At 71.9% G+C, this 20,293-nt stretch carries 18 protein-coding genes; 5 read left to right on the top strand and 13 right to left on the bottom strand.

What is annotated here, in order from left to right; translation table 11 throughout:
- Positions 1-134: 134 nt before the first annotated feature.
- Positions 135-1,091, bottom strand: a complete 957-nt coding sequence (locus tag ACFFRH_RS25350; protein ID WP_386159989.1) for a proline dehydrogenase family protein — start codon at positions 1,089-1,091, stop codon at positions 135-137.
- A gap of 169 nt (positions 1,092-1,260) precedes the next feature.
- Between ACFFRH_RS25350 and ACFFRH_RS25345 the strand changes: the two genes are divergently transcribed.
- A complete protein-coding gene (locus tag ACFFRH_RS25345; protein WP_344748584.1) occupies positions 1,261-2,229 on the top strand; it encodes a helix-turn-helix domain-containing protein in 969 nt (322 codons plus the stop codon).
- Positions 2,230-2,348: 119 nt separating this feature from the next.
- Here the strand turns inward: ACFFRH_RS25345 and ACFFRH_RS25340 are convergent, their stop codons facing one another.
- Positions 2,349-3,164 carry a hypothetical protein gene (locus tag ACFFRH_RS25340; protein ID WP_386159986.1) on the bottom strand — a complete coding sequence of 272 codons (816 nt, stop codon included), beginning with the start codon at positions 3,162-3,164 and terminating at the stop codon, positions 2,349-2,351.
- A gap of 51 nt (positions 3,165-3,215) precedes the next feature.
- On the opposite strand from ACFFRH_RS25340, the gene ACFFRH_RS25335 reads away from it, so the two are divergent.
- A complete protein-coding gene (locus ACFFRH_RS25335; RefSeq protein WP_344748587.1) occupies positions 3,216-3,359 on the top strand; it encodes a hypothetical protein in 144 nt (47 codons plus the stop codon).
- A 51-nt stretch (positions 3,360-3,410) separates the two neighbouring features.
- Here ACFFRH_RS25335 and ACFFRH_RS25330 read toward each other — a convergent pair whose 3' ends face one another.
- Positions 3,411-4,292, bottom strand: coding sequence for a class I SAM-dependent methyltransferase (locus ACFFRH_RS25330; RefSeq protein ID WP_344748588.1), 882 nt, complete (start codon positions 4,290-4,292; stop codon positions 3,411-3,413).
- 76 nt (positions 4,293-4,368) lie between these two features.
- A complete protein-coding gene (locus tag ACFFRH_RS25325) occupies positions 4,369-4,899 on the bottom strand; it encodes an EF-hand domain-containing protein (protein WP_344748589.1) in 531 nt (176 codons plus the stop codon).
- A 302-nt stretch (positions 4,900-5,201) separates the two neighbouring features.
- Here ACFFRH_RS25325 and ACFFRH_RS25320 point away from each other — a divergent pair, with 302 nt between their 5' ends.
- The gene (locus tag ACFFRH_RS25320; protein WP_386159983.1) at positions 5,202-7,547 is read left to right on the top strand and encodes a HelD family protein; all 2,346 of its coding nucleotides are present in this window, start codon (positions 5,202-5,204) and stop codon (positions 7,545-7,547) included.
- Between the two features lie 130 nt (positions 7,548-7,677).
- On the opposite strand, the gene ACFFRH_RS25315 is transcribed toward ACFFRH_RS25320, so the two are convergent.
- Entirely contained in the window at positions 7,678-8,301 is a 624-nt protein-coding gene (locus tag ACFFRH_RS25315; RefSeq protein ID WP_344748590.1) for a TetR/AcrR family transcriptional regulator, read from the bottom strand.
- 151 nt (positions 8,302-8,452) lie between these two features.
- Between ACFFRH_RS25315 and ACFFRH_RS25310 the strand changes: the two genes are divergently transcribed.
- The gene (locus tag ACFFRH_RS25310) at positions 8,453-9,496 is read left to right on the top strand and encodes a glycoside hydrolase family 113 protein (RefSeq protein ID WP_386159980.1); all 1,044 of its coding nucleotides are present in this window, start codon (positions 8,453-8,455) and stop codon (positions 9,494-9,496) included.
- A 61-nt stretch (positions 9,497-9,557) separates the two neighbouring features.
- Here ACFFRH_RS25310 and ACFFRH_RS25305 read toward each other — a convergent pair whose 3' ends face one another.
- Positions 9,558-11,558: a prolyl oligopeptidase family serine peptidase gene (locus ACFFRH_RS25305; RefSeq protein WP_386159978.1), complete on the bottom strand. Its 2,001-nt coding sequence runs from the start codon at positions 11,556-11,558 to the stop codon at positions 9,558-9,560.
- A 52-nt stretch (positions 11,559-11,610) separates the two neighbouring features.
- On the opposite strand from ACFFRH_RS25305, the gene ACFFRH_RS25300 reads away from it, so the two are divergent.
- Entirely contained in the window at positions 11,611-12,930 is a 1,320-nt protein-coding gene (locus ACFFRH_RS25300) for an RNA-guided endonuclease InsQ/TnpB family protein (protein WP_386159976.1), read from the top strand.
- Positions 12,931-12,969: 39 nt separating this feature from the next.
- On the opposite strand, the gene ACFFRH_RS25295 is transcribed toward ACFFRH_RS25300, so the two are convergent.
- The 7 genes from ACFFRH_RS25295 to lanKC form a co-directional block, all read right to left on the bottom strand.
- Positions 12,970-14,718: an ATP-binding cassette domain-containing protein gene (locus tag ACFFRH_RS25295; protein WP_386159974.1), complete on the bottom strand. Its 1,749-nt coding sequence runs from the start codon at positions 14,716-14,718 to the stop codon at positions 12,970-12,972.
- Positions 14,715-16,664 (bottom strand): ABC transporter ATP-binding protein, encoded by a 1,950-nt coding sequence (locus tag ACFFRH_RS25290; RefSeq protein ID WP_344748594.1) that lies wholly within the window; start codon positions 16,662-16,664, stop codon positions 14,715-14,717. Before ACFFRH_RS25290 ends, ACFFRH_RS25295 begins: the two co-directional genes overlap by 4 nt.
- Positions 16,665-16,878: 214 nt before the next feature.
- Positions 16,879-17,010, bottom strand: a complete 132-nt coding sequence (locus ACFFRH_RS25285) for a SapB/AmfS family lanthipeptide (RefSeq protein ID WP_344748595.1) — start codon at positions 17,008-17,010, stop codon at positions 16,879-16,881.
- Positions 17,011-17,059: 49 nt separating this feature from the next.
- Positions 17,060-17,191 (bottom strand): SapB/AmfS family lanthipeptide, encoded by a 132-nt coding sequence (locus ACFFRH_RS25280; RefSeq protein WP_386159971.1) that lies wholly within the window; start codon positions 17,189-17,191, stop codon positions 17,060-17,062.
- Positions 17,192-17,249: 58 nt separating this feature from the next.
- Positions 17,250-17,381: a SapB/AmfS family lanthipeptide gene (locus tag ACFFRH_RS25275; RefSeq protein ID WP_386159971.1), complete on the bottom strand. Its 132-nt coding sequence runs from the start codon at positions 17,379-17,381 to the stop codon at positions 17,250-17,252.
- A gap of 49 nt (positions 17,382-17,430) precedes the next feature.
- Positions 17,431-17,562, bottom strand: a complete 132-nt coding sequence (locus ACFFRH_RS25270; RefSeq protein WP_386159969.1) for a SapB/AmfS family lanthipeptide — start codon at positions 17,560-17,562, stop codon at positions 17,431-17,433.
- Positions 17,563-17,566: 4 nt separating this feature from the next.
- Positions 17,567-20,224: a class III lanthionine synthetase LanKC gene (gene lanKC, locus ACFFRH_RS25265; RefSeq protein ID WP_386159967.1), complete on the bottom strand. Its 2,658-nt coding sequence runs from the start codon at positions 20,222-20,224 to the stop codon at positions 17,567-17,569.
- Positions 20,225-20,293 lie beyond the last annotated feature (69 nt).

The following is a 20,293-nucleotide window of genomic DNA, read 5'->3' as shown; positions in this document are numbered from 1 at the left end:
ACGCGCGTTCGCCGGACGCCCCGGCGCTCCGGCGAACGCGCGTCACACCACCCGGAGCCGTCACCTGTGACCTGGGACGACCTCACGACCGTCGAGGCCGAAGGCCGGCCGGTGTCGCGGGTCACCGCGTACGGCTAGGAGGCGGCGGCGTCGACGAGGGCCTGGAGCAGGCGCCGAGGGTCCTCGGCCAGCCGGTTGCACACGTACAGCCACCACTCGGTGCCGAAGACGACGTACTCGCGGGTGGGGTGGCCGCGTTCGGCCATCGCGGTGAGGCGGTCGGGGCCGAGGCCCAGGAGGGTCTCGAACTCCCACGGCGCGTCGGCGCGGCCCGCCCCGCCGAGATGGCGGTCGACGCGGTGGATCAGGTCCCAGTCGTGGGTCGCGAACGAGCACAGGTGTCCCGAGTCGGCCAGCGCCTCGGCGTGGCGCAGGTAGGCGATGGGCAGCGCGGCGTCCTCGCGCGCGTAGGCGACGCTCTCCGGCTCCAGGAAGGCGCCCTTGACCAGGCGGATCCGGCCCGGCAGGGAGAGAAGCCCCCGCAGGTCCTCGCCGGTGCGGTGCAGCCTCGCCTGGACGGTGATCCCGACGTGGTCGAACCGCTCGCACAGCCTCCGGTGCACCGACAGGACCGCGTCGGTGCGGTCGGAGCCCTCCGCCGAGATGATCATTTCCCGGCCGGTGCCGGCGGTGGCCCGGGCGATGCGGACGGCGTTCTCGAGGGCGAGTTCCTCGTCGATCGCGAGGCCGATGTGCGAGAGGTCGAGGGAGACCGAGCAGCGCGGCGGGAGCAGGCGGGCGGCCTCGACGAACACGGCCGTCTCCGCCAGGGCCCGCTCCGGGTCACGGCAGCTCTCTCCCATGTACTCGACGTTCGCGCGGTGGCCGCCCGCGTGGATCTCCGCCACGCGTTCCAGCGCGTCCGCGAGGGTCTCGCCGGCCACGAAGCGCCGGGCCACCCGCCGGGCGAGGGGGCCCAGCACGGGGTCCGCGGGCACCCGCCACTTGAGCTCCTCGTCGAGCGCGAGCGTGCGCAGGACCTGGGCCGCCTCGGTGGATGCGTCGGTACCGGTGAGCTGAACGGTGGTCATCGCGAGCCTAGCTGTCGAGGGTGAGGAGATCGCCGAAGCGGGCCGCGCCGGACGGCCGGATGCCAGCTTTCCAGCGGCCCGTCAACTCAGAAAGTGGCAGAAATGCCTAATATGATGAAATTCCTGCCAGTCATCCCGCCGGGTCCGTACCCTCACCAGGAGGTCTCCCATGCTGCGCGACGTCGCCGTCCTCGCCCTCGACGGCGGGCACGCCTTCGAGCTCGGGGTGTTCTGCGAGGTCTTCGGCATCGACCGCGGTGACGACGGCCTGCCCGTCTACGACTTCGCGGTCGCCTCCGCCACGGGGAGGAGCGTGCGTACCAGGCACGGCTTCCACATCGAGACCCCGCACGGGCTGGAGCGGCTGGAGTCGGCGGACCTCATCGGCGTCCCGGCCTCCGACCCGGGCGTACGGCAGCCCGAGGAACTGCTGGAGGCGCTGCGGGCCGCGGTACGGCGCGGGGCCCGGGTGCTCAGCATCTGCTCCGGCGCCTTCCTGCTCGGGGAGGCCGGGCTGCTGGACGGCCGCCGCTGCACCACCCACTGGCGCCACGGCGAGGAGCTCGCCCGTCGCTACCCGCTCACCCGGGTGGAGCCGGACGTCCTGTACGTCGACGAGGATCCCGTCATCACCGGCGCCGGCACCGCCGCCGGGATCGACGCCTGCCTGCACCTGGTCCGCAAGGAACACGGCGGCGCCGTCGCCAACGACATCGCCCGGCGCATGGTGGCGCCCCCGTACCGCGACGGCGGCCAGACCCAGTACGTCAGGCGCCCGGACCCCGGGCCGGGCACCGGGAACCTCGCGTCACTGCTGGCCTGGCTGGAGGAGAACCTCCACCGGGAACTGACCGTGGAGAGGATGGCCCGCCAGGCCAACATGTCACCGCGCACCTTCGCCCGCCGCTTCAACCGGGAGATCGGCACCACCCCGCTCCAGTGGCTCACCGGCCAGCGCGTCCTGCTGGCCCAGCGTCATCTCGAGAGCACCGACGAGCCCGTCACCCTCGTCGCCGAACGGGCCGGATTCGGATCGGTCGCCACACTTCGTCACCATTTCGCCCGCTGCCTGGGGACCACCCCGCAGGCCTACCGACGCGCCTTCCGCGGCCCGCGCACGGGCGTCCACCACGGCTGACCGGGCCGGTGGGCGGTTCAGCACGGCCGGCCGGGCCGGCGGACGACGACGGGTGAGACGATGTTCGGCTTCTGGGACCGATCCCGACGCGCGCCGGTGCCGGCCTGCCGACCGATCGATCAGCAGCGGCGAGTCCAACGCCTGCCCGAAAAAACATTGCGGCACTCACTGTGGGTTGACTCCAGAGAACCGTTCCCGGTGCTGGTACAGACGCCGTTCACAGTCTGTGTGCACTGATTGGTGGCGACACACTCGCCGTTGATGGTCGTGGTGCAATATTCCTCTTCCTCCTCCTCCGTCTCGGGCATGTCCGGGTCCTCGTAACCGATCGCGGCCTTGGCGGCGTCCCCGCCGTTTCTGCGGGCACGGTGTGCATCTGCGTATGGTGTCCGAAAGGAGCCGTCCTCAGCTTTTTTGCCTACTGCTGGAACATGGCCGTCGATCCGGATGTAATACCAGTCGTAACCCTTTTCGCCGTCGTCGCACCTGATGTCAGAGAACCGAATCCGACTACTTTTGAGCACGCAGACCTCAACGCGATCCTCGACGTCGGCGATCCGCACCTTCAACCCGATGCCACCCTTCGCGGGAGCTCGGTACGAGTCACCGGACGGCTGTTTGAACGAACCTCGCCTCGCCTTCGAGCCGGTGGCGGGCACCCGAACGTCCAGCGGGAGAAAGTACCATCTGACGTTGGGTTGCGCGTCGTCGCAACCCCGATAGTTGACCCGTACTCGTGCCCTCTTCGTGACACAGATCTCGATGAATCCCGCTTCTTCGTCCTCCATATTCTCCGTGTTCTCCATCTCCTCCCGGACCTGCTGGGGGACGGCGGGGGCCTCGCTGGGAGCGGGGCTGGATGTCGTGCCGGTACATCCGGCGACCATGAACGCAGAGGTGGCCAGGCATATCAGCCGTAACCCGAACGGTGACAAAGGCCCTCACTATGTGAGAAGAAGTGATCAGATCGATCAACGACAGGGGCGATGACGAAGTTCCAGCCGGCCGCCGGTTCGCCCCAAGAGAGTGGCGAGAAAATCGAAAGTGCCGAAAACCGCGACGAACGATTTGAAACCCAGGACCTGGGCCATGCGCGGACCGCACTCAACTCGCCGGTTCAGAGACCGTGAGGACGAATGGATACTCGGCTTCCAATCAGCGCCCTGCTTGTTGTCATCAGATCAGAGGTGCGTGCCGGATTTGCCGGCGAACATCCAGCGGTTGCTCGACAGGGCGTCGTTCGGCTCGGGGAGCGGGCCGCGACCGTGGTGGCGGGTGAAGTCGAAAGGGGTGTGAACCGTGACGGACCAGCCCCGCTCCCTCAGGTGGCCGACGGAGTCGGGGCGCGGCTCCCCGTCGAACAGGGCGAGCAGGTCGATGCCGATCTGCTGTCTGGTCGCGGCGTAGATGGGGCTGGCGCGGACCTCCGGAGACTCCGGCCCGAGCTTGACCTCGAAGGCCAGGGTGCTTCCGCCCGCGCTCAGGTGGTCGACGGTGTCGATGAGCCGCCGCTCGGCGGCCGGTGGGAGATAGAGCAGCAGGCCCTCGGCCAGCCACGCGGTCGGCACGGCCGGGTCGAAGCCCGCGCCCAGCAACGCCTGGGCCCAGTCGTCGCGTAGATCGATCGCGATCGGGCGGCGGGTGGCAGCCGGGGTGGCGGAGAGACCGTCGAGCACGCGGTGCTTGAACTCCAGGACGCCGTCGCGGTCGATCTCGTAGACGACCAGGCCCAAAGGCCAGTCGAGCCGGAAGGCCCGCGTGTCGAGGCCCGCGCCGAGCAGCACGACCTGCCGGGCGCCCGCGTGGGCCGAGCGGGTGAGGGAGTCGTCGAGGACGCGGGTGCGCAGGCCGAAATAGCGCCCCAGCCTGCCCCACAGGGGGTTCGTGTCCCCGCCGGGTACCTCCGCCGGGTGGACCGGCCAGGTCGCGGACGCCCTGGCGGTGCGTACGAAGTGCTCGGCGTAGGCGTCGCCGGCGAGGGTGTCGGGCCGATGGGTCTCGATCGCCCGCGCGGCGGCGACCATGAGAGCGGTCAGGCCGACGCCGTCCTCGACACCTGGCATGTGTACTCCTTACGCCGAAGACGCCGAAGACGCCGAAGACGCCGAAGACGGATGCGCCGGGCTGCCGTGATTCCGGTCAGAGCAGCCCGCCGACCAGGTGATCGCCCGCGATCCCGGTCTTCTCCGGCCTGTAGTAGTCCTTGATGCCGGTGATCCAGACCGAGACCGTGATCTGGTCGTCTTCCGACGGCCCGAACGCCTCGAAGAGGGCGTCGATGTTCGCGCGCTCGAAGCCGATGGCCGTCATGAGCGCCACGAAGACGCGCCGCTCGATGAGCCCGTCGCCGTCCGGGTCGCCCAGCGTGGCCAGCGCCTCGGCGAAGTCGGTGATCGCCGCGTCGAAGCGCTCCGGGGAGAGGACGCACGCGGCGTACTCCTCGAAGCTGACGCGGCCGTCGTGGTCGGTGTCCAGGCCGGTGACGAGCGCCGTCCAGTAGTGCCGGAAGGCGGCCAGCATGGCGGTCTTGGCGGCGTCGCCGGACTCGGTGGCCACCGCGACGACGCGGGCCGCCATGAGTTCGAAGTCCTCGGCCTCGAGATAGCCGGTGCGGTCCACGTCGAACAGGGTGAAAATCAGCCGCACCCGATCGATGGCTGCTATCCGCATACTCCATCGCCTTTCTTCGGCCGCTCGGAATGGAGGTGGAATCGTGGCGTCAACTGTACAAGATCATGCCGGGCCGCGACTCGTTCACCTGCGGTTTCGTGGGCGGCGAAAAAGGCCGGTTGTGGCCAGTGGAATTAATGCGGACAGGCATTGAACGGCGTAATCGTTCATGCCGTCAAGGGGCGCTGTTCGGCGGTGAGCGCCGGAGAGGTTGGACGCGCGTGCCGAAAGGGCTACGCTATCGGTCGTCCATTATGCAGAAAACACACGTCTACTGGTTAATTATATCACGAGGAGTAAGATTGTCAAACGAGGCGCTGCGCGAGGAGCAGGAGTACGTGTCGCTGCTGTACGGACGGCTCGACGAACTCCGCGAACACGTCACCGGACGGCTGACGCGAGTGCTCGCGACGTCCGGCGGCAACGCCCAGGCGCGCGTGGAGAGGGACGCCGCGCACGCCGCCTACGCCGAACGCCTCGCCCGGCTCGACGCGGCCGAGCACGGCCTGTGCTTCGGGCGGCTCGACATGCTCGACGGCGAGCGCCGCCACATCGGCAGGATGGGCATGCTCGCCGCCGACGACACCGGCACCGACACCGGCGACGCCGGGGACACGGCCCCGTTGCTCATCGACTGGCGGGCACCGGCCGCCCGCCCGTTCTACCTCGCCACCGCGGTCACGCCGGAGGGCGTCCGGCTGCGCCGGCACATCAAGGACCGCGACCGCACGGTGACCGAGATCCACGACGAGCTGCTCGACCTCGGATCGGCGGCGGGTGCCAGGCACGAGGGGCTGGCGGGCGAGGCCGCCCTGCTGGCCGCCCTGAACGCCGGACGGACCGGCCGGATGACCGACATCGTCCAGACGATCCAGGCCGAGCAGGATCGCGTCATCCGGTCCGAGCACACCGGAGTGCTCGTCGTGCAGGGTGGGCCGGGGACGGGGAAGACCGCGGTGGCGTTGCACCGCGCGGCCTACCTGCTCTACACCCGCCGGCGGCAGCTGGCGCGGCGGGTGGTGCTGGTGATCGGGCCGAACGCCGCGTTCCTGCGCTACATAGGGAACGTGCTTCCCGCGCTGGGCGAGACGAGCGTGCTCCTGTCGACCGTCGGCGGGCTGTATCCCGGGGTGACCGCGGAACGGCGGGAGACGCCCGGGACCACCGAGGTGAAGGGGCGGTCGGCGATGGCCGAGGTGGTCGCCGCCGCCGTACGCGACCGCGAGTGGGTACCGGAGGACCACCTGGAGGTGGAGTACGAGGGGGAGACGCTGCGCCTGGACCGGCGGACCTGCGAGCGGGCGCGCGACCTGGCGCGAGGCTCCCTGTCGCCGCACAACCCGGCCAGGCCGATCGTGGTCGGTGAGATCAGCAGAGCCCTCGCCGAGCGGTACGCCGAACGCGTCGGCACCGATCCGTACGACGGCGAGCGCCTGCTGGACGACGACCAGGTGGAGAGCATCCGCCGGGAGATGCTCACCGACGAGGCGGTCCGGGCCGCGCTCGACGAGCTCTGGCCCGACCTGACACCCCAGCGGCTGCTCACGGATCTGTTCGGCTCCCGGGACCGCATCGCCTCCGCGGCGCCGGGGTTCACCCCCGAGGATCGGGCGCTGCTGCTGCGGGGGCCCGGCGGCGGCTGGTCGCCCGCCGACGTGCCCCTGCTGGACGAGGCGGCCGAACTGCTCGGCGAGGACACCCGGGCGAAGCGGTCGCGGGAGGAGTACGAACGGCGCGAGCGGGTCTCCTACGCCCAGGGAGTGCTGGACGTCGCGATGGGTTCGCGGGCCACCGACCTGGAGGACGACCAGGAGGCCGAGATCCTCACGGTCAACGACCTGGTCGACGCGGACACGCTCGCCGAGCGGCACCGGGAGACGGATCACCGCACCTCGGCCGAGCGCGCGGCGGCCGACCGGACCTGGGCGTTCGGACACGTGATCGTCGACGAGGCGCAGGAGTTGTCGGAGATGGCCTGGCGGCTGCTGATGCGGCGATGCCCTGCCAGGTCGATGACCGTCGTCGGCGACACGGCGCAGGTCGGCGATCCGGCGGGCACCCTGTCGTGGGAACGGGTGCTCGACCCCTATGTCGAGGGGCGCTGGCGGCTTGAGCGCCTCACCCGGAACTACCGGGTGCCGGCCGAGATCATGGCCGTCGCCGCCGAGGTGCTGGCGGAGATCGACGCCGACCTTGAGGCGCCCGTCTCGGTGCGGGAGAGCGGCGTCGAGCCCTGGGGGCTTCGCGTGCCGCCCGAGGAGCTCACCGACCGGCTGATCGAGATCGTCGCGACCGAGGCCGCCGGGCTGACCGATCGGAGGCTCGCGGTCATCACGCCGGACTCGCTGCTGGAGCCGCTCGGTTCCGCGATCGCGGCGGCCGTGCCGGAGGCGTCGGTCGGCGAGGACCCGGGTGCGCCACGCCCCGTCGTCGTGCTGGACGTCGGGCAGGCCAAGGGCCTGGAGTTCGACGAGGTGCTGGTGGTGGAGCCGGGCCTGATCGTCGCCGAGTCGCCGCGCGGGCTCAACAACCTCTACGTCGTCCTGACCCGCGCCACCCAGAGGCTGGGCGTGCTGCGCACCACGGGGCTCCCGCCGTCGCGGGCCACGTCGCGGGTGCTGGACGCGTGGCCGTTCGCCGAGGACTGAGGCGCTCAGGTTCAGGCCGTGCGCCGGTACATCGGTCGCCTCGCCGACCCGGGGCCGGTGGTGACGACCGGGACTCGCGCCACCGGCCCCGGCTGCACGCCCCGCGAGGGCGGGTGAGGTGATGGGGGGGTCAGTCCGAGGGCCGGCGGTGTCCGCGTATCAGGGGCAGGTACACCTCGTCGACGATCTCGACGAGGACGCTGTCGGGCACGGTGGGGACTCCGCGGGTGACGAACTCGTTGCGCAGCAGCACGACGGCCACGGTGGCCACCCGTGGATGAAGGACTTCGGGCGGAGCCTCGTCGCGGGCCACGGCACGCCCGAGAATCGTCAACCACATGCCGGACCCGGCGTCGCCGGACTGTTCGTGGAGCCGGGCCAGTAGTTCCGGGTCGTCGGCGACGCCCGACAGCAGGCTGCGGAGGATGTCGCCGGTGGGCGAGGACCAGTGGCGGTTCGCGCCACGCAGCAACTCCAGTACGTCGCCGCGTAGTTCTCCGGTGTCGGGCAGCTGTGCGGAGGCCACGGTCAGCTGCCGGTACGCGGCGATGCTGAGCGCGGCCCGGTTCGGCCAGCGGCGGTAGATCGCGTTCTTGTTGGTACCGGCACGGGCGGCGACTTTATCCATGTTAAAGCCGGAATATCCGGATTCGAGGAGTTCGTCGGCCGCGGCGCGGAGTATCGCCTGCTCCAGTGCGGCGCCACGCCGCCTGGTCGGGGCGGCGGCCGGCCGCTCCGCGGGGTCCTCGGTCATCTTCTCCCCCTTTTGGGCACTCCTCGTACCTTATTTTTCCGAGAATCATGGTGCGGGTATCCAATTAAGGTACGATCAGTACCGTAATGCCGCCATGGTGAAGGACCTGCGGTCCGATGCGCGGCGGCATTCAATCGGCATCCAATCGGCATTGAGAAGGGTACGAGTCATGCGGGGCAAGGGCATCACCTACGACACCGGCTTCATCGACACCGGTCTCATCGACGCGGGACCGAGCACCCGCGAACCGTTCGACCCCGACCTCGTGAAGCGGGAGATGCGTGTCATCCGCGAGGACCTGCACTGCAACGCGGTCCGGATCACCGGCGGTGACCCGGACCGGCTGGAGATCGCCGCCATCCACGCCGCCGACGCCGGGCTGGAGGTCTGGTTCTCACCGTTCACCTGCGACCTGACCACCGGCGAACTGCTCACCTTCCTCGCCGACTGCGCCGAACGCGCCGAGCGGCTGCGTCGGCGGGGAGCCGAGGTCGTCCTCGTCACCGGCGCCGAACTGACCCTGTTCACCAAGGGTTTCCTGCCCGGTGACACCCTCGCCGACCGGCTCGCGCTGCTGGCCGAGCCGCATCGCCTGCGCGAGGTGATGCCGCGGGTCCCCGCCCTCCTCGACGACTTTCTCGCCAAGGCGGTGAACGTGGTCCGCGACCGGTTCGGCGGGAGGGTCACCTACGCCGCGCTGCCGTCCGAGCAGATCGACTGGACGCCCTTCGACTTCGTGTCGGCCGACGCCTACACGTCGATCGAGGTGGCCGACCGGTACACCGAGGCCATCCGCTCCCTCGTCGCGCTGGGAAAGCCCGTCGCGATCACCGAGTTCGGCTGCACGACCCATCGGGGCGCGGCCGACCTGGGCGCGCGTGGCATGTTCATGGTCGAGTGGGACGGTGCCAGGGCGATCGGCCTGAAGGGTGACTACGTCCGCGACGAGACCGAGCAGGTCACGTACCTGAGGGACTCGCTGGACGTCTTCACCGCCGAGGGCGTCGACACCGCGTTCTGGTGCACCTTCGCGTCCTACAACCTGCCGCACCGCGACGACCCCCGCGAAGACTTCGACATGGCGAGCTACGGCCTGGTCAAGGTGCTCGAAGACCGTCCCGGCCACACCTATCCCGACATGCCTTGGGAGCCCAAGGCGGCCTTCGACGCCCTCGCCGAGTGCTATCGCAGCTGAGGCCGCGGGTATCGAGGCGATCCCGTCTTCGCGCCACCGGGCCGGAGCGGGAGGGGACCTTCTAATCGATCTCCAAAGCCTCCAGGCCGGTGTGGGCGGCGAGGAAGGCGAGCATGTCCGCCGCCAGGTCGACGGCGCGGCCCGCCGAGCGGGAGCCGTGGCCGACGTCGCCCTCGTGGCGCAGCAGGATCGGCCGCGGGCCCGACGTCGCCGCCTGCAGCGCCGCGCACATCTTGCGCGCGTGCATGGGGTCGACGCGGGAGTCGCCGCCGAACGTGGTCAGCAGCGTCGCCGGGTAGCCGACGCCGCCGGTGACCCGGTGGTAGGGGGAGTAGCCCAGCAGCCAGCCCAGCTGCTCGGGGTCGTCGGCCGAACCGTACTCCGAACGCCACGACGGGCCGAGCCCCGACCGCTCGTACCTGACCATGTCGAGCAGCGGCGCCGAGCAGACGGCGGCGGCGAACAGGTCGGGGCGCTGCGTGAGCGCGGCGCCCACCAGCAGCCCGCCGTTCGACTCGCCGCACGCGCCCAGCCGCTCGGGGGTGGTCCAGCCGTCCGCGACAAGCTTCTCGGCCGCCGCCGCGAAGTCGTCGAAGACGTTCTGCTTGCGCTCCAGCATGCCGTCGCGGTGCCAGGCCGCGCCCTTCTCGCCGCCGCCGCGCAGCTGGGCGAGGGCGAAGACCCCGCCCGCCTCGACCCAGGGCAGGATGTAGCTGGAGTACGACGGCGTGAGCGAGAGCCCGAACCCGCCGTAGCCGTACAGGATCGTGGGCCTGGGGCCCGAGCCGGGCCGGGCCAGCACGACCATCCGCACCGGTGTGCCGTCCGCCGAGGCGAAGACCAGCTGGCGGGCCTCCAGCTCCGGCACCTCCACGGCGCCGGGCGCGGCGCTCCACGGTGACGTCCGCCCGGTGCGGGTGTCGTAGCGGTGCACCCCGGCGGGCGTGACGCTGTCGGTGTAGGTGAACCAGACCTCGTGGCCGCCCTCGGGACGGGTGGTCATCCCCCCGGCGGAACCGAGGCCGGGCAGCGGCACGGAACCGCGCCGTCGCCCGGTCGCGAGGTCGTGGACGCTGATCTCGCTCACCGCGTGCCGGGTCCAGCCCACGAGGAGCTCCCCCCCGGCGATCGCGAACTCGCCGATCACCGCCTCCGGGTCCTCGCCGACCAGGCCGATCCAGTGCTCGGGGCCCGGCCGCGCCGGGTCGGCCACGCACAGTCGTCCCCGCGGCGCGCCCAGGGTGGTGAGCAGGTACAGGCGCCCGTCGCGGCCGACGGCGGGCGCCGTCACCGCGCCCGCCCCCCGCTGGATCACCCGCAGGTCGGGGCGCTCGGGGGAGGAGGACGACAGGTCGGCGATCCACAGGTCGTTGCCGTCGCCCGCCATCGCCGAGACCGTGAGCCACCGCCCGTTGTAGCTGATCCCCAGCCCGTACGAGCGCTCCTCACCCATGATCAAGGCGTCGTCCTCGGCCGGGGTGCCGAGCCGGTGCAGGCGGACCTGGCGGGAGCGGACGTAGAAGAACGCCTTCCCGTCGGGCAGCCACGCCACGGGCGCGTACCGGCAGCGGTCGATCGGGCCGTCCACCGTCCGGCGGGTGGCGACGTCCATGACCCGCAGCTCCGAGCGCTCGTCCCCGCTCCTGGACAGCTGGTACGCCACCAGCCTGCCGTCCAGGTCGGGCTGCCAGTGGTCGAGCGTGGTCAGCCCGCTCGGGTCGAGCTCCATCGGGTCGATCAGCGTCTCCTCCACCCCGTCGGGGCCGGTGCGGTAGAGGACCGCGTGCTCCTGCGAGGCCGTGCGGCGCAGGAAGAACCGGCCGCCGCCGCGCCACATCGGCGTGCCGACGGACCCGGCGCCGGTCAGCGCCGCCACCCGCGAGCGCCACCGGTCACGCCCCGGCAGCGTGGCCGCGTGCCCGCGCCACAGCTCCTCCTGGGCCGCCACCCAGCTCCGCGTCTCCGGGCTGTCCGGATCCTCCAGCCACCGGTACGGGTCGGGCACGGCGTGGCCGTGGAGATGGTCGACGACCGGTCGCCGCTCGGCGGGAGGGTAGATCATCGAATTCCTCCGGGGTGAGGACCTTGGGCTCGGACTCTGGACGGGAAACGCGGTGCGGACGTCACCAAGCACCTGCAGCGTGGATGCCCCGTCCTTCAGGGCGGGGAGGAAACGCGAAACGGTCGCGGATGAGGGTCTCCGGGTTTTGTCGGTGGGCTTCGGTAGGTTGATCGACGTGTCCCGCTTTCGGCTTCAGCCCACGCGCGCCCAAGAGGCAGCACTGCTGGAGCACTGCGGACACGCCCGATACGTATGGAATTTGGCCGTTGAGCAGCACGCCCACTGGCAGCCAGGCCGTAAGACGGCGCCGGGTTTCGCCGAGCAGTGTCGCCAGTTGACGCAGGCTCGCGCTGAGTTCGCGTGGCTGCGCGGCGGGTCGATCATCGTCCAGCAACAGGCGCTCAAGGACTTCGCCCAGGCCATGGCGAACTTCTTCGGCAAGACCCACCGTAAGCCGACGTGGCGTAAACGCGGGCAGGGCGAAGGGTTTCGGATCGTCGCGGTCAAACCCGGTGACGTACGCCGCGTGTCGCGCAACGTCGGCGAGGTTCGGATCCCGAAGGTTGGCTGGGTGCGGTTTCGCTGGTCGCGGCCCGTGGGTGACGAGGTGAGGTCCTACCGCGTCACCCGGGATCGGGCGGGCCGTTGGCATGTGGCGTTCGCCGCGCTCCCTGAGCCGGTTCCCGCACCCGGTTCGGGTGAGGTCGTTGGTGTGGACCGTGGCGTGGCCGTGTCGGCGGCGCTGTCCACGGGCGAGTTGCTGAACGCGCCCACCCTGCGCGGCGCCGAGAAGACACGGCTGCTGAGGTTGCAGCGGAAACTCGCGCGAGCCAAGCGGGGGTCGAACCGGCGTGGCAGGGTCAAGGCCGCCATCGCGAAGCTGAAAGCCCGCGAGGCCGACCGGCGCAAAGACTGGGTCGAGAAGACCTCGACCGGCCTGGCCCGCCGTTTCGACGTGATCGCGGTCGAAGATCTGAAGATCGGCAACATGACGCGGTCGGCCAAGGGCGCCGTCGAAGCACCGGGGCGCAACGTCCGTCAGAAAGCGGGCCTGAACCGCGGCATCCTCGCTGCGGGGTGGGGCCGACTGGTTGAGCGGCTGGAGCAGAAAGCTCCGGGACGCGTTCAGAAGATCGACCCGCGTTACACGTCGCAGACCTGCAACGCCTGCAAACACCTCGCCAGGCAGAGTCGCGAGAGCCAAGCTCTCTTCCTGTGCGTCGCCTGCGGGCACCGGGCGCACGCCGACGTGAACGCGGCCAAGAACGTTCGCGACACTGCCGCAGGGCATGCGGTGGCTGCGCGGGGAGGCTTCGGGTTGCCGGAGCCTGTGAACCGTGAACCTCAACGCGACCTCCTCCTCATGGGGTAGTTGCTGTTGGAATCCCCCGCCTTCAGGCGAGGGAGGATGTCAAGGCACCAGCTCCTGCGCGCTCGACGGGGCCCACTGCCCGGCCAGGTCGGCGTAGAGCGGGGAGGAGGCGAGCATCTCCTCGTGCGTGCCCAGCCGGACGCTGGTGCCGTCCATGACGAGGACCCGCCGGGCCCGCAGGGCGGAGCTCAGCCGGTGGGCGATGACGAGGAGCGTGCCGCCCCGGCGGGCGAACGCCTCCTCGGCGCGGGCCTCGGCCGCCGGGTCCAGGTGACACGTCGCCTCGTCGAGGATCACCAGCCGGGCCGGGGCGAGGTAGGCGCGGGCCAGGGCGACCAGCTGCCGTTCGGCGGGCGACAGCATCCCGGAGTCGATCTCGGCGGAGTGACCGCCCAGCCGCGCCACCAGGTTCGCCAGGCCGACCGCGTCCACCGCCTCGTCCACCGCCTCCCGCGAGGCGTCGGCCAGGTAGGTCAGGTTCTCCAGCAGGGAGCCGCGGAAGACGTACGCCTCCTGCGGGATCAGCACCCGGTCGGCGGGGGCGAGCCGGTCGGCGGGCACCCCACGCACCAGGACCCGGCCCGACCCCGGCGCGAGCACCCCGGTCAGGAGCGCGGCGAGCGTGGACTTGCCGATGCCGCTGGGACCCACGACCGCGATGTGGTCGCCCTCCGGGATCGACAGGTCCAGGCCGTCGATCACCGGTTCCGCGTGCGGGCCGTACGCGAACGTCACGCCGCGCAGCTCGGCCGCTCCGGCCCCGCCGTCGCCGTCCCGAGCCGCGACCCGCCCGAGTGCCCGCACGGGCGGGTCGCCGTCGCGCAGCAGCCGTCCGAGCGCCACCCGCAGCCGGACCCCGTTGATGCCCAGCCCCTCCACGAGGTTGCCGAGCGCGGGGGTCAGCGACTGCGTGACGTAGGCCAGGGCGCCCAGGATCACCCCGGCGCCCGCGCCCCCGCTCACCAGCCAGGGGGTCCCGGCCAGCACCAGCAGGACCGGCAGCCAGCCGCCCACCGCCAGCGACAGCGTGCGCAGCGCGGTCACCCGCGCCAGCGACCGGGCCGCGCGGGCCTGTTCCGCCACCCGCCGGCCGACGTCGTCCGCCACCCGCTCCTCGGCCCGGCAGGCGGTGATGTCACGCAGCCCGCCCACCATGGTGGCGAGCGCCTCGGCGGTGCGCTCGTCGGCCAGGATGAAGTCCCGCTGCCGCCTGGCCAGGGCGCGCAGCGACAGCAGGAAGACGACGAGGCCCGCGACGAAGGGGGGCAGCACCAGCACGAGCACCTCGGGCACGAGGGTCGCCAGCCCGAGCACGACGCTCACCACGGTGAACGCGAACGACCTCACCACCGTGATGACCGAGGCGAAGGCGTCGCGGGCCAGCTCGACCTGCAGGTTGGAGCGGGCCACCGCCGCGGCCCCCGGTCCCCGCCCCGACATGACCGAGTGGCGCAGCGCGTCGTCGACGACGTGCGCGAGCAACTCCTCGCGGAACGGCTCCACGATCGAGGCGACGGCCATCACCACCTGCCGCGCGCCGACCGCGGCGAGCAGCCACGCGCCGCCGAGCAGGGCGAGCCAGGCGAACCCGGTCGCGGGACGCCCCGCGCCGAAGCCGTCGTCGATCGCCCGCGCGATGGCCAGGCCGATGACCAGCGAGGGCGCCGTCTCCGCGACGGACCAGCCCGCGAGCCTGACCAGCTGGTACGGGTCCCTCCTGAGCGCCCGCCGGAGGGGCCTGTTGCCGGCGTGCCCGGCGTGCCCGGCGTGCCCGTTCGGAGGATTCACGACGTGCCCGCCCCGAAGGAGGTGCCCGCCTGGAACGACGCGCCCGCCGGAGAGGACGCCTCGGGAGGGGAGGGAGGGCGCGACCGGGAGAACGCTTCGGGAGGAGGGGACGAGATGCCCGGTGGCGGGAGCGTGTCGGCCCGGGAGGAGGCGTCCGCCTGGAAGACGGCGCGGTAGGCCGGGTCGGCCCAGAGGGCGCGGTGGCCGCCGCACGCGCGCACCCGGCCGTCGTCCAGCCAGATCACCCGGTCGGCCGCCGCGGCGGTCGCCACCCGGTGGGTCACGATCAGGCGCGTGCGGTCGCGCATCTCCCTGGAGAGCGCGCGGGCGACCTGGCGCTCGGTGACGGTGTCCAGGCTGGAGGTGGCGTCGTCCAGGATGAGCAGGCGCCACCCCTGCGCGAAGGCGCGGGCCAGGCCGAGCCGCTGCCGCTCACCGCCGGACATGGGCGCCTCCCGCAGTGGCGTGTCGTAGCCCAGGGGAAGCCTCCGGACGAACGCGTCGGCGCGGGCCGCCCGCGCCGCCGCCCGCACGACCTCGCCCGTCCCGTCCGCCCGGCCGTCCCGGCCCTCCCGGTCGTCGTGGTGGCCGGACCCGGCGCCGGTACGGGTGCCGCGACGGCCGTGGCGGCCGGTGCCGGGAGCGGTGGGAGCGTCGAGTCCCAGGGCGACGGTGTCGCCGACGGTGTCGCCGAGCAGCGCCGGGCGCTCGAAGGCGTACCCGACGGCGTGGCGCAGCGCCTCGCGGGAGAGGTCGGGCAGCGGCACGCCGTCGAGGAGGACCGTGCCGTGCCGTGGGTCCACCAGCCGTCCGGCGACCGCGGCGAGCAGCGACTTGCCCGCGCCCGAGCGGCCGACCACGGCCACCGCCTGCCCGCCGGGGACGACGAGGTCGACGTCGCGCAGGCCGCCCGCGTCGACGCCGCGAAGTTCGAGCGTGCCGGGACCGGCGGGCAGCGGGCGAGTGCCGTAGGCCCGCGGGCTCTCGGAGGTCAGCTCCTCCACCCTCGCCGCGGCGGCCCGCGCCCTGGCCAGGCGGCTGACGTAGCCCAGCGCCGAGCCGAGACCGGCGCCGAGCACGACGTAGCGGGCGGCGGCGTACAGCTCCCCGGCCGTGAGGTCGCCGGCGGCCAGGCGCAGCCCGCCCACCCCGAGCACGGCCACCTCCAGCAGCGGGACCACCGCTCCCGCCTGCACGCCGGCCCGCGCGTTGGCCCGCCACATGTCCATGGCGTGCCCGCGCAACCGGGGCAGGGCGGTGAGCACCCGCGCACGCTCCTGGTCGGCGGTACCGGCCGCGGCGATCGTACGGGCCCCGGCGAGGGCGTCGACCAGGCGGGCGGCGATGTCGCTCTGCGCCGCCTGGTAGTCGCCCGCTATGGAGGTGCTCACGCCGAGGAAGGCCCGCAGGACGAGCGCGATGAGGACGAGCCCGGCGACCAGCGTCACGGTCAGCAGCGGGTCGATGAGGGTGAGGGCCACCACGCCCCCCGCGGTGGGGATGACCAGCGCGGCCCCGGTGACGATCGACTCGGGGGCACGCCCGATCTCCTCGGTGTTCAGGCCCATCCGGGTGACCAGGTCTCCCTCGGGGAACCGCCGGGTGATCACCGGCCCGACACCGAGCACGTTCCGTACCACCCGGTTCCTGAGCCAGGCCGAGGAGCGCGCGCCGCTCGATCCGGCGGCCCAGACGCCGAGGGTGTCGCAGACCACGGTCAGGATCACGGCGGCGGCACAGGCGGCGAGCCAGGTCGCCGCGCCGGTGCCGCCGGGCGTACCGGGTGTGCCGGACGTGCCGGCCACGAGCTCGTCGACCGTCCTGCCCAGCACGAGCGGGAGCGCGAGCTGCGCGAACGCGCCCAGGACGGAGGTGACCGCGAGGACGGCCAGCCAGGGTCCGCTACGCCGCACGGTGTCGGCCACCAGCCGGTCCGCTGCCCGCACGTTGGCTCCTCCTCGGACTTCCCGAATTTCCCCGACTTTGCGAACTTTCCGACTTTCCTGACTTTCCTGACTTTGCTGGCTTGGTGCACTTTCCGGGCTTCGTGCGCTGTCCCGGCGTTCCCGGTGCCCGGACGTCACCGCCGTCGCGGACCCTCCCGGAACGGGAGTGCCCGGGACGGCCGCCGTCGCTGGCCGTCCCGGGCACGGGGTCTCACTAGTGGCAGAGCAGGAGGCTCAGGTTGCTGGGCTTGCCGGACTCGCAGCCGAGAACCGTCAGGGTGCTACCGCCGCCGCCGCCACCGCCGCCGGTGGGGGCCTCCAGGGACTGCAGGTCGAGAAGGACCATGGGATTGCCTCACTTCTGATGGGAACCGATATCGGGAAAACCGGGTTGCCTAGTGGCAGAGCAGGAGGCTCAGGTTGCTGGGCTGGCCGGACTGGCAGCCCAGGACCGTGAGGGTGCTGCCACCGCCGCCGCCGTGGCCGCCGCCGGGGGTCTCCAGGGACTGCAGGTCGAGAAGGACCATGGGAGGTGCTCCGTTTCTACGGGGTTCTACGGGTTCTGGACTCTGTGGAACGGAAGGACTAGTGGCAGAGCAGGAGGCTCAGGTTGCTGGGCTGGCCGGACTGGCAGCCGAGAACCGTGAGGGTGCTGCCACCGCCGCCGCCGTGGCCGCCGCCGGGGGTCTCCAGGGACTGCAGGTCGAGAAGGACCATGGGATTGCCTCACTTCTGATGGGAACCGATATCGGGAAAACCGGGTTGCCTAGTGGCAGAGGACGACGCTCAGGTTGCTGGGCTGGCCGGACTCGCAGCCGAGAACCGTCAGGGTGCTGCCGCCGCCGCCGCCACCGCCGCCGGTGGGGGTCTCCAGGGACTGCAGGTCGAGAAGAACCATGTCGTTACACCTCCTTCCGTGTGTCGTGATGGGAGCCAAACCGCCCGGCGGATCCGTGCGCGGACACCCCTGCCGGGGCGCTCCTGCCGCCGGGCGGCTCGATGAAGGGGAGGAACACCGGACGGTCGTGCAGCACGGCGCTCATCGCGAACAGGACTCCGGCCGTACCGGTCGCGAAGTCCATGGAGAGCCTGAGCAGCTGGTTGCCGGGGAAGGCCAGCCCGCCGCCATGAGGCAGCGCGTGCCAGTCCAGCCCGCGGAGCTGCTCGGCCAGGTCTGTACGGTCGACACCCCGGTCGGTACGGGAGGCGCCCGGCTCGGGGCCCAGGCCCCAGCCGAGACCGCCGATCATGCCGCTCCGGCCGGTGAACAGGCCGGACTGCACGAAGTAGCGTCCCCGGGTGACGCGCCGGCAGCCGTCGAGCGCGGCGCGGAAGTCCTCGTCCTCGCGGTGGGCCAGGTAGCGGGCGAGGACCAGGCCGATGCCCACCGACCCCTCGTCCAGGTAGGGCAGCGTGCGCCAGCCCTGATCGACCTGGAGGGTTCCGTCCTCGCCGGTGACGCAGCGCCGCAGGTCCTGCCGGAGCGCCACGGCCGCCCGCTCGAGCAGCGCCGCGTCGCCGGTGCGCTCGTAGGCGTGCAGGAAGAGGAGAGCGGGCCCGGAGGAGCCGTACATCAGCCCGGCGCGGGGGTGGCTGCCGCCGCTGACCTCCGGTACGTCGCCGGGCCCGCCCAGCCTGTCGGAGCAGATGCCGGTGATCTGCAGGGCCACCTCGGTGAAGGTCCGCTCGCCGGTGGTTTCGCCGAGGTGGAGGAGGTTCAGGCCCATGCCGGCCAGGCCGCCGAACAGCCCGAGCTCCAGCGCCTCCCACTTCTGGCGCAGGCACAGGTCGGCGGTGTCGATCGCGTCCTGGCGGTGCCCGAGCAGGTCGAGGACGTAGGCCACGCCGTGCAGGCCGTCGTAGAACCCGATCCCCGTCCCCGGGTCGGGGGCGAGCGCCTTCGCGCGCAGCCAGTCCTCGTACTCGGGACGGCGCTCGGCCCCGGTGGCGGCCAGCGCGTAGAGCACGCCCGCCGCGCCGTACGCGAGGTTGACGCCCCCGCCGGGCTGGAACTGGGCGACGTCGCCGGGGAAGAGCCGGTCCTCGCGCTCGGGGGTGGCGCTCGCCAGGATGGCCCGGGTCATCGCCTCCCGCAGCCGGGGCCAGTCGTCGAGCCCCGGCTTCGGGTACGGCGTGGCCGCCGCGGGCTCGGGACCGGTGACGGTCCTGACCGCCTCGTCGAGCACCTCGCGCGGCACCGGGAAGGTCTCGCCGATCAGCCTGGCCAGCTCGTTCACCTTGGCGCGGTCGAGCGACAGCATGATCGTGAGCTGGGGGGCGAACAGCCCGAGGCAGAGGCAGGCGAGGGCGTACAGGTCGACGTCGACGCCCTGCCGGCCGGCCGGCGCGCCGAACGCCGGGTGGGCGAGCGCCGCGCGGCCCCGGTCCTCGGTGAGGGTCGTCACCTCGTAGTCGATCAGCACCAGGCGGCCGTCCTCGGTCACGAGGATGTTGTTCGGGTGCAGGTCGCCGAAGACCACCCCGCGCTCGTGCAGGGACTCCACCGCCCGGCGCACCTTGGGGAGCGTGTCGAGCACCCAGGCGGTGTACTCGGCGAGGGCCTCGTCGTCGCAGGTCGCCCTGGTCAGTGGGTACTTGTGCACGAGCTGCCGCTGGAGCGGGTTGCCGTCGACGAACTCCTCGACCAGGAAATGGTGCCCGCCGAGGGTGAAGTAGTCGATCAGCGCGGGCACCGCGTCCAGCCCGGCCAGGCGCTCCAGCATGTCGCGCTCGTGCGCCAGCCGCGCCACCGCGTCCCGGCCGGCCGCGTCCAGGCCGGCGTGCGGGCGGGCCTCCTTCAGCACGACCCGCTCCCCGGTGCGCAGGTCCTCGCCCAGGTAGACGCCGCCGCCGTTGGAGAACTGGATGACGCTCTCGACCCGGTACGGCAGGCCCTCGGTGGTGACCGCGTTGCGGGCGGCCACGTGGGGTTCGAGGAAGGCGGGGAGCGTCACCCAGGACGGCACGCCGAACGCGGGCTCCCGCACGTCGGGGACGAGCCGCCCCTCGCCGTCCTCGATGGCCAGCACCAGCTCGCCGTTGTCGGCCAGGCAGCGCCGTCCGGCGAAACCGCCGTACCGCACGAAGAGCGGGCCCTGGCCGTAGCGGAGGTCGCTGAGGATGTACGGCCCCTCGACGCCCCGCAGCAGCTCGTCGAGCTCCTTGAGCGTGAGCTCCAGCTGCGCCTCGTCCACCGGGTAGATCGTCACGAGCTTCCCGCTGGCGCCGCGTGGGGCGGCCTTGGAGTTCAGCATGGTCATGACCGGCAGGCTGCGCAGGAACTTGAACGCGATGTCGCGGGGGACGCAGTAGTCCCAGACCGCCTCTATGGCGCGGTCGGCGTCCTCGGCGCGGGCGGAGACGTGGATCTTCCAGCCCTGGGCGGGGGTGCGGCCGGTGAGCGGCGCGTAGTGCATCCAGGTGTCGGTCGCCTGGTGCTGCCAGCCCGCCGGGACATCCCGGGCAGCGAGTGCGAAATCAGGGTGATCTCCCCGGCGGCCGTCAAGCGTGTCATAAAAAAGCGGGTCCGCCAGACAATAAAGCTCATACTGGTCATCCACGGCATTCTCCCCTGCTGTCTTCCAGAAGAGAGAATTACGGATAACCCGAGAAACCACTAGTTACAAACT

It is taken from the genome of Streptosporangium vulgare (genome assembly GCF_042428775.1).
In the GTDB taxonomy this organism is placed as follows: domain Bacteria; phylum Actinomycetota; class Actinomycetes; order Streptosporangiales; family Streptosporangiaceae; genus Streptosporangium; species Streptosporangium vulgare.
The sequence above is the reverse complement of the archived record's forward strand: the minus strand, read 5'-3'. Positions and strand labels throughout refer to the sequence as shown.

Bases quoted from the DNA above. Each gene is read 5' to 3' on its own strand.
- ACFFRH_RS25350 (WP_386159989.1), bottom strand. From the start codon at position 1,091: ATGACCACCGTTCAGCTCACCGGTACCGACGCATCCACCGAGGCGGCC.
- ACFFRH_RS25345 (WP_344748584.1), top strand. From the start codon at position 1,261: ATGCTGCGCGACGTCGCCGTCCTCGCCCTCGACGGCGGGCACGCCTTC.
- ACFFRH_RS25335 (WP_344748587.1), top strand. From the start codon at position 3,216: ATGACGAAGTTCCAGCCGGCCGCCGGTTCGCCCCAAGAGAGTGGCGAG.
- ACFFRH_RS25330 (WP_344748588.1), bottom strand. From the start codon at position 4,292: ATGCCAGGTGTCGAGGACGGCGTCGGCCTGACCGCTCTCATGGTCGCC.
- ACFFRH_RS25325 (WP_344748589.1), bottom strand. From the start codon at position 4,899: ATGCGGATAGCAGCCATCGATCGGGTGCGGCTGATTTTCACCCTGTTC.
- ACFFRH_RS25315 (WP_344748590.1), bottom strand. From the start codon at position 8,301: ATGACCGAGGACCCCGCGGAGCGGCCGGCCGCCGCCCCGACCAGGCGG.
- ACFFRH_RS25305 (WP_386159978.1), bottom strand. From the start codon at position 11,558: ATGATCTACCCTCCCGCCGAGCGGCGACCGGTCGTCGACCATCTCCAC.
- ACFFRH_RS25285 (WP_344748595.1), bottom strand. From the start codon at position 17,010: ATGGTCCTTCTCGACCTGCAGTCCCTGGAGGCCCCCACCGGCGGCGGT.
- ACFFRH_RS25280 (WP_386159971.1), bottom strand. From the start codon at position 17,191: ATGGTCCTTCTCGACCTGCAGTCCCTGGAGACCCCCGGCGGCGGCCAC.
- ACFFRH_RS25275 (WP_386159971.1), bottom strand. From the start codon at position 17,381: ATGGTCCTTCTCGACCTGCAGTCCCTGGAGACCCCCGGCGGCGGCCAC.
- ACFFRH_RS25270 (WP_386159969.1), bottom strand. From the start codon at position 17,562: ATGGTTCTTCTCGACCTGCAGTCCCTGGAGACCCCCACCGGCGGCGGT.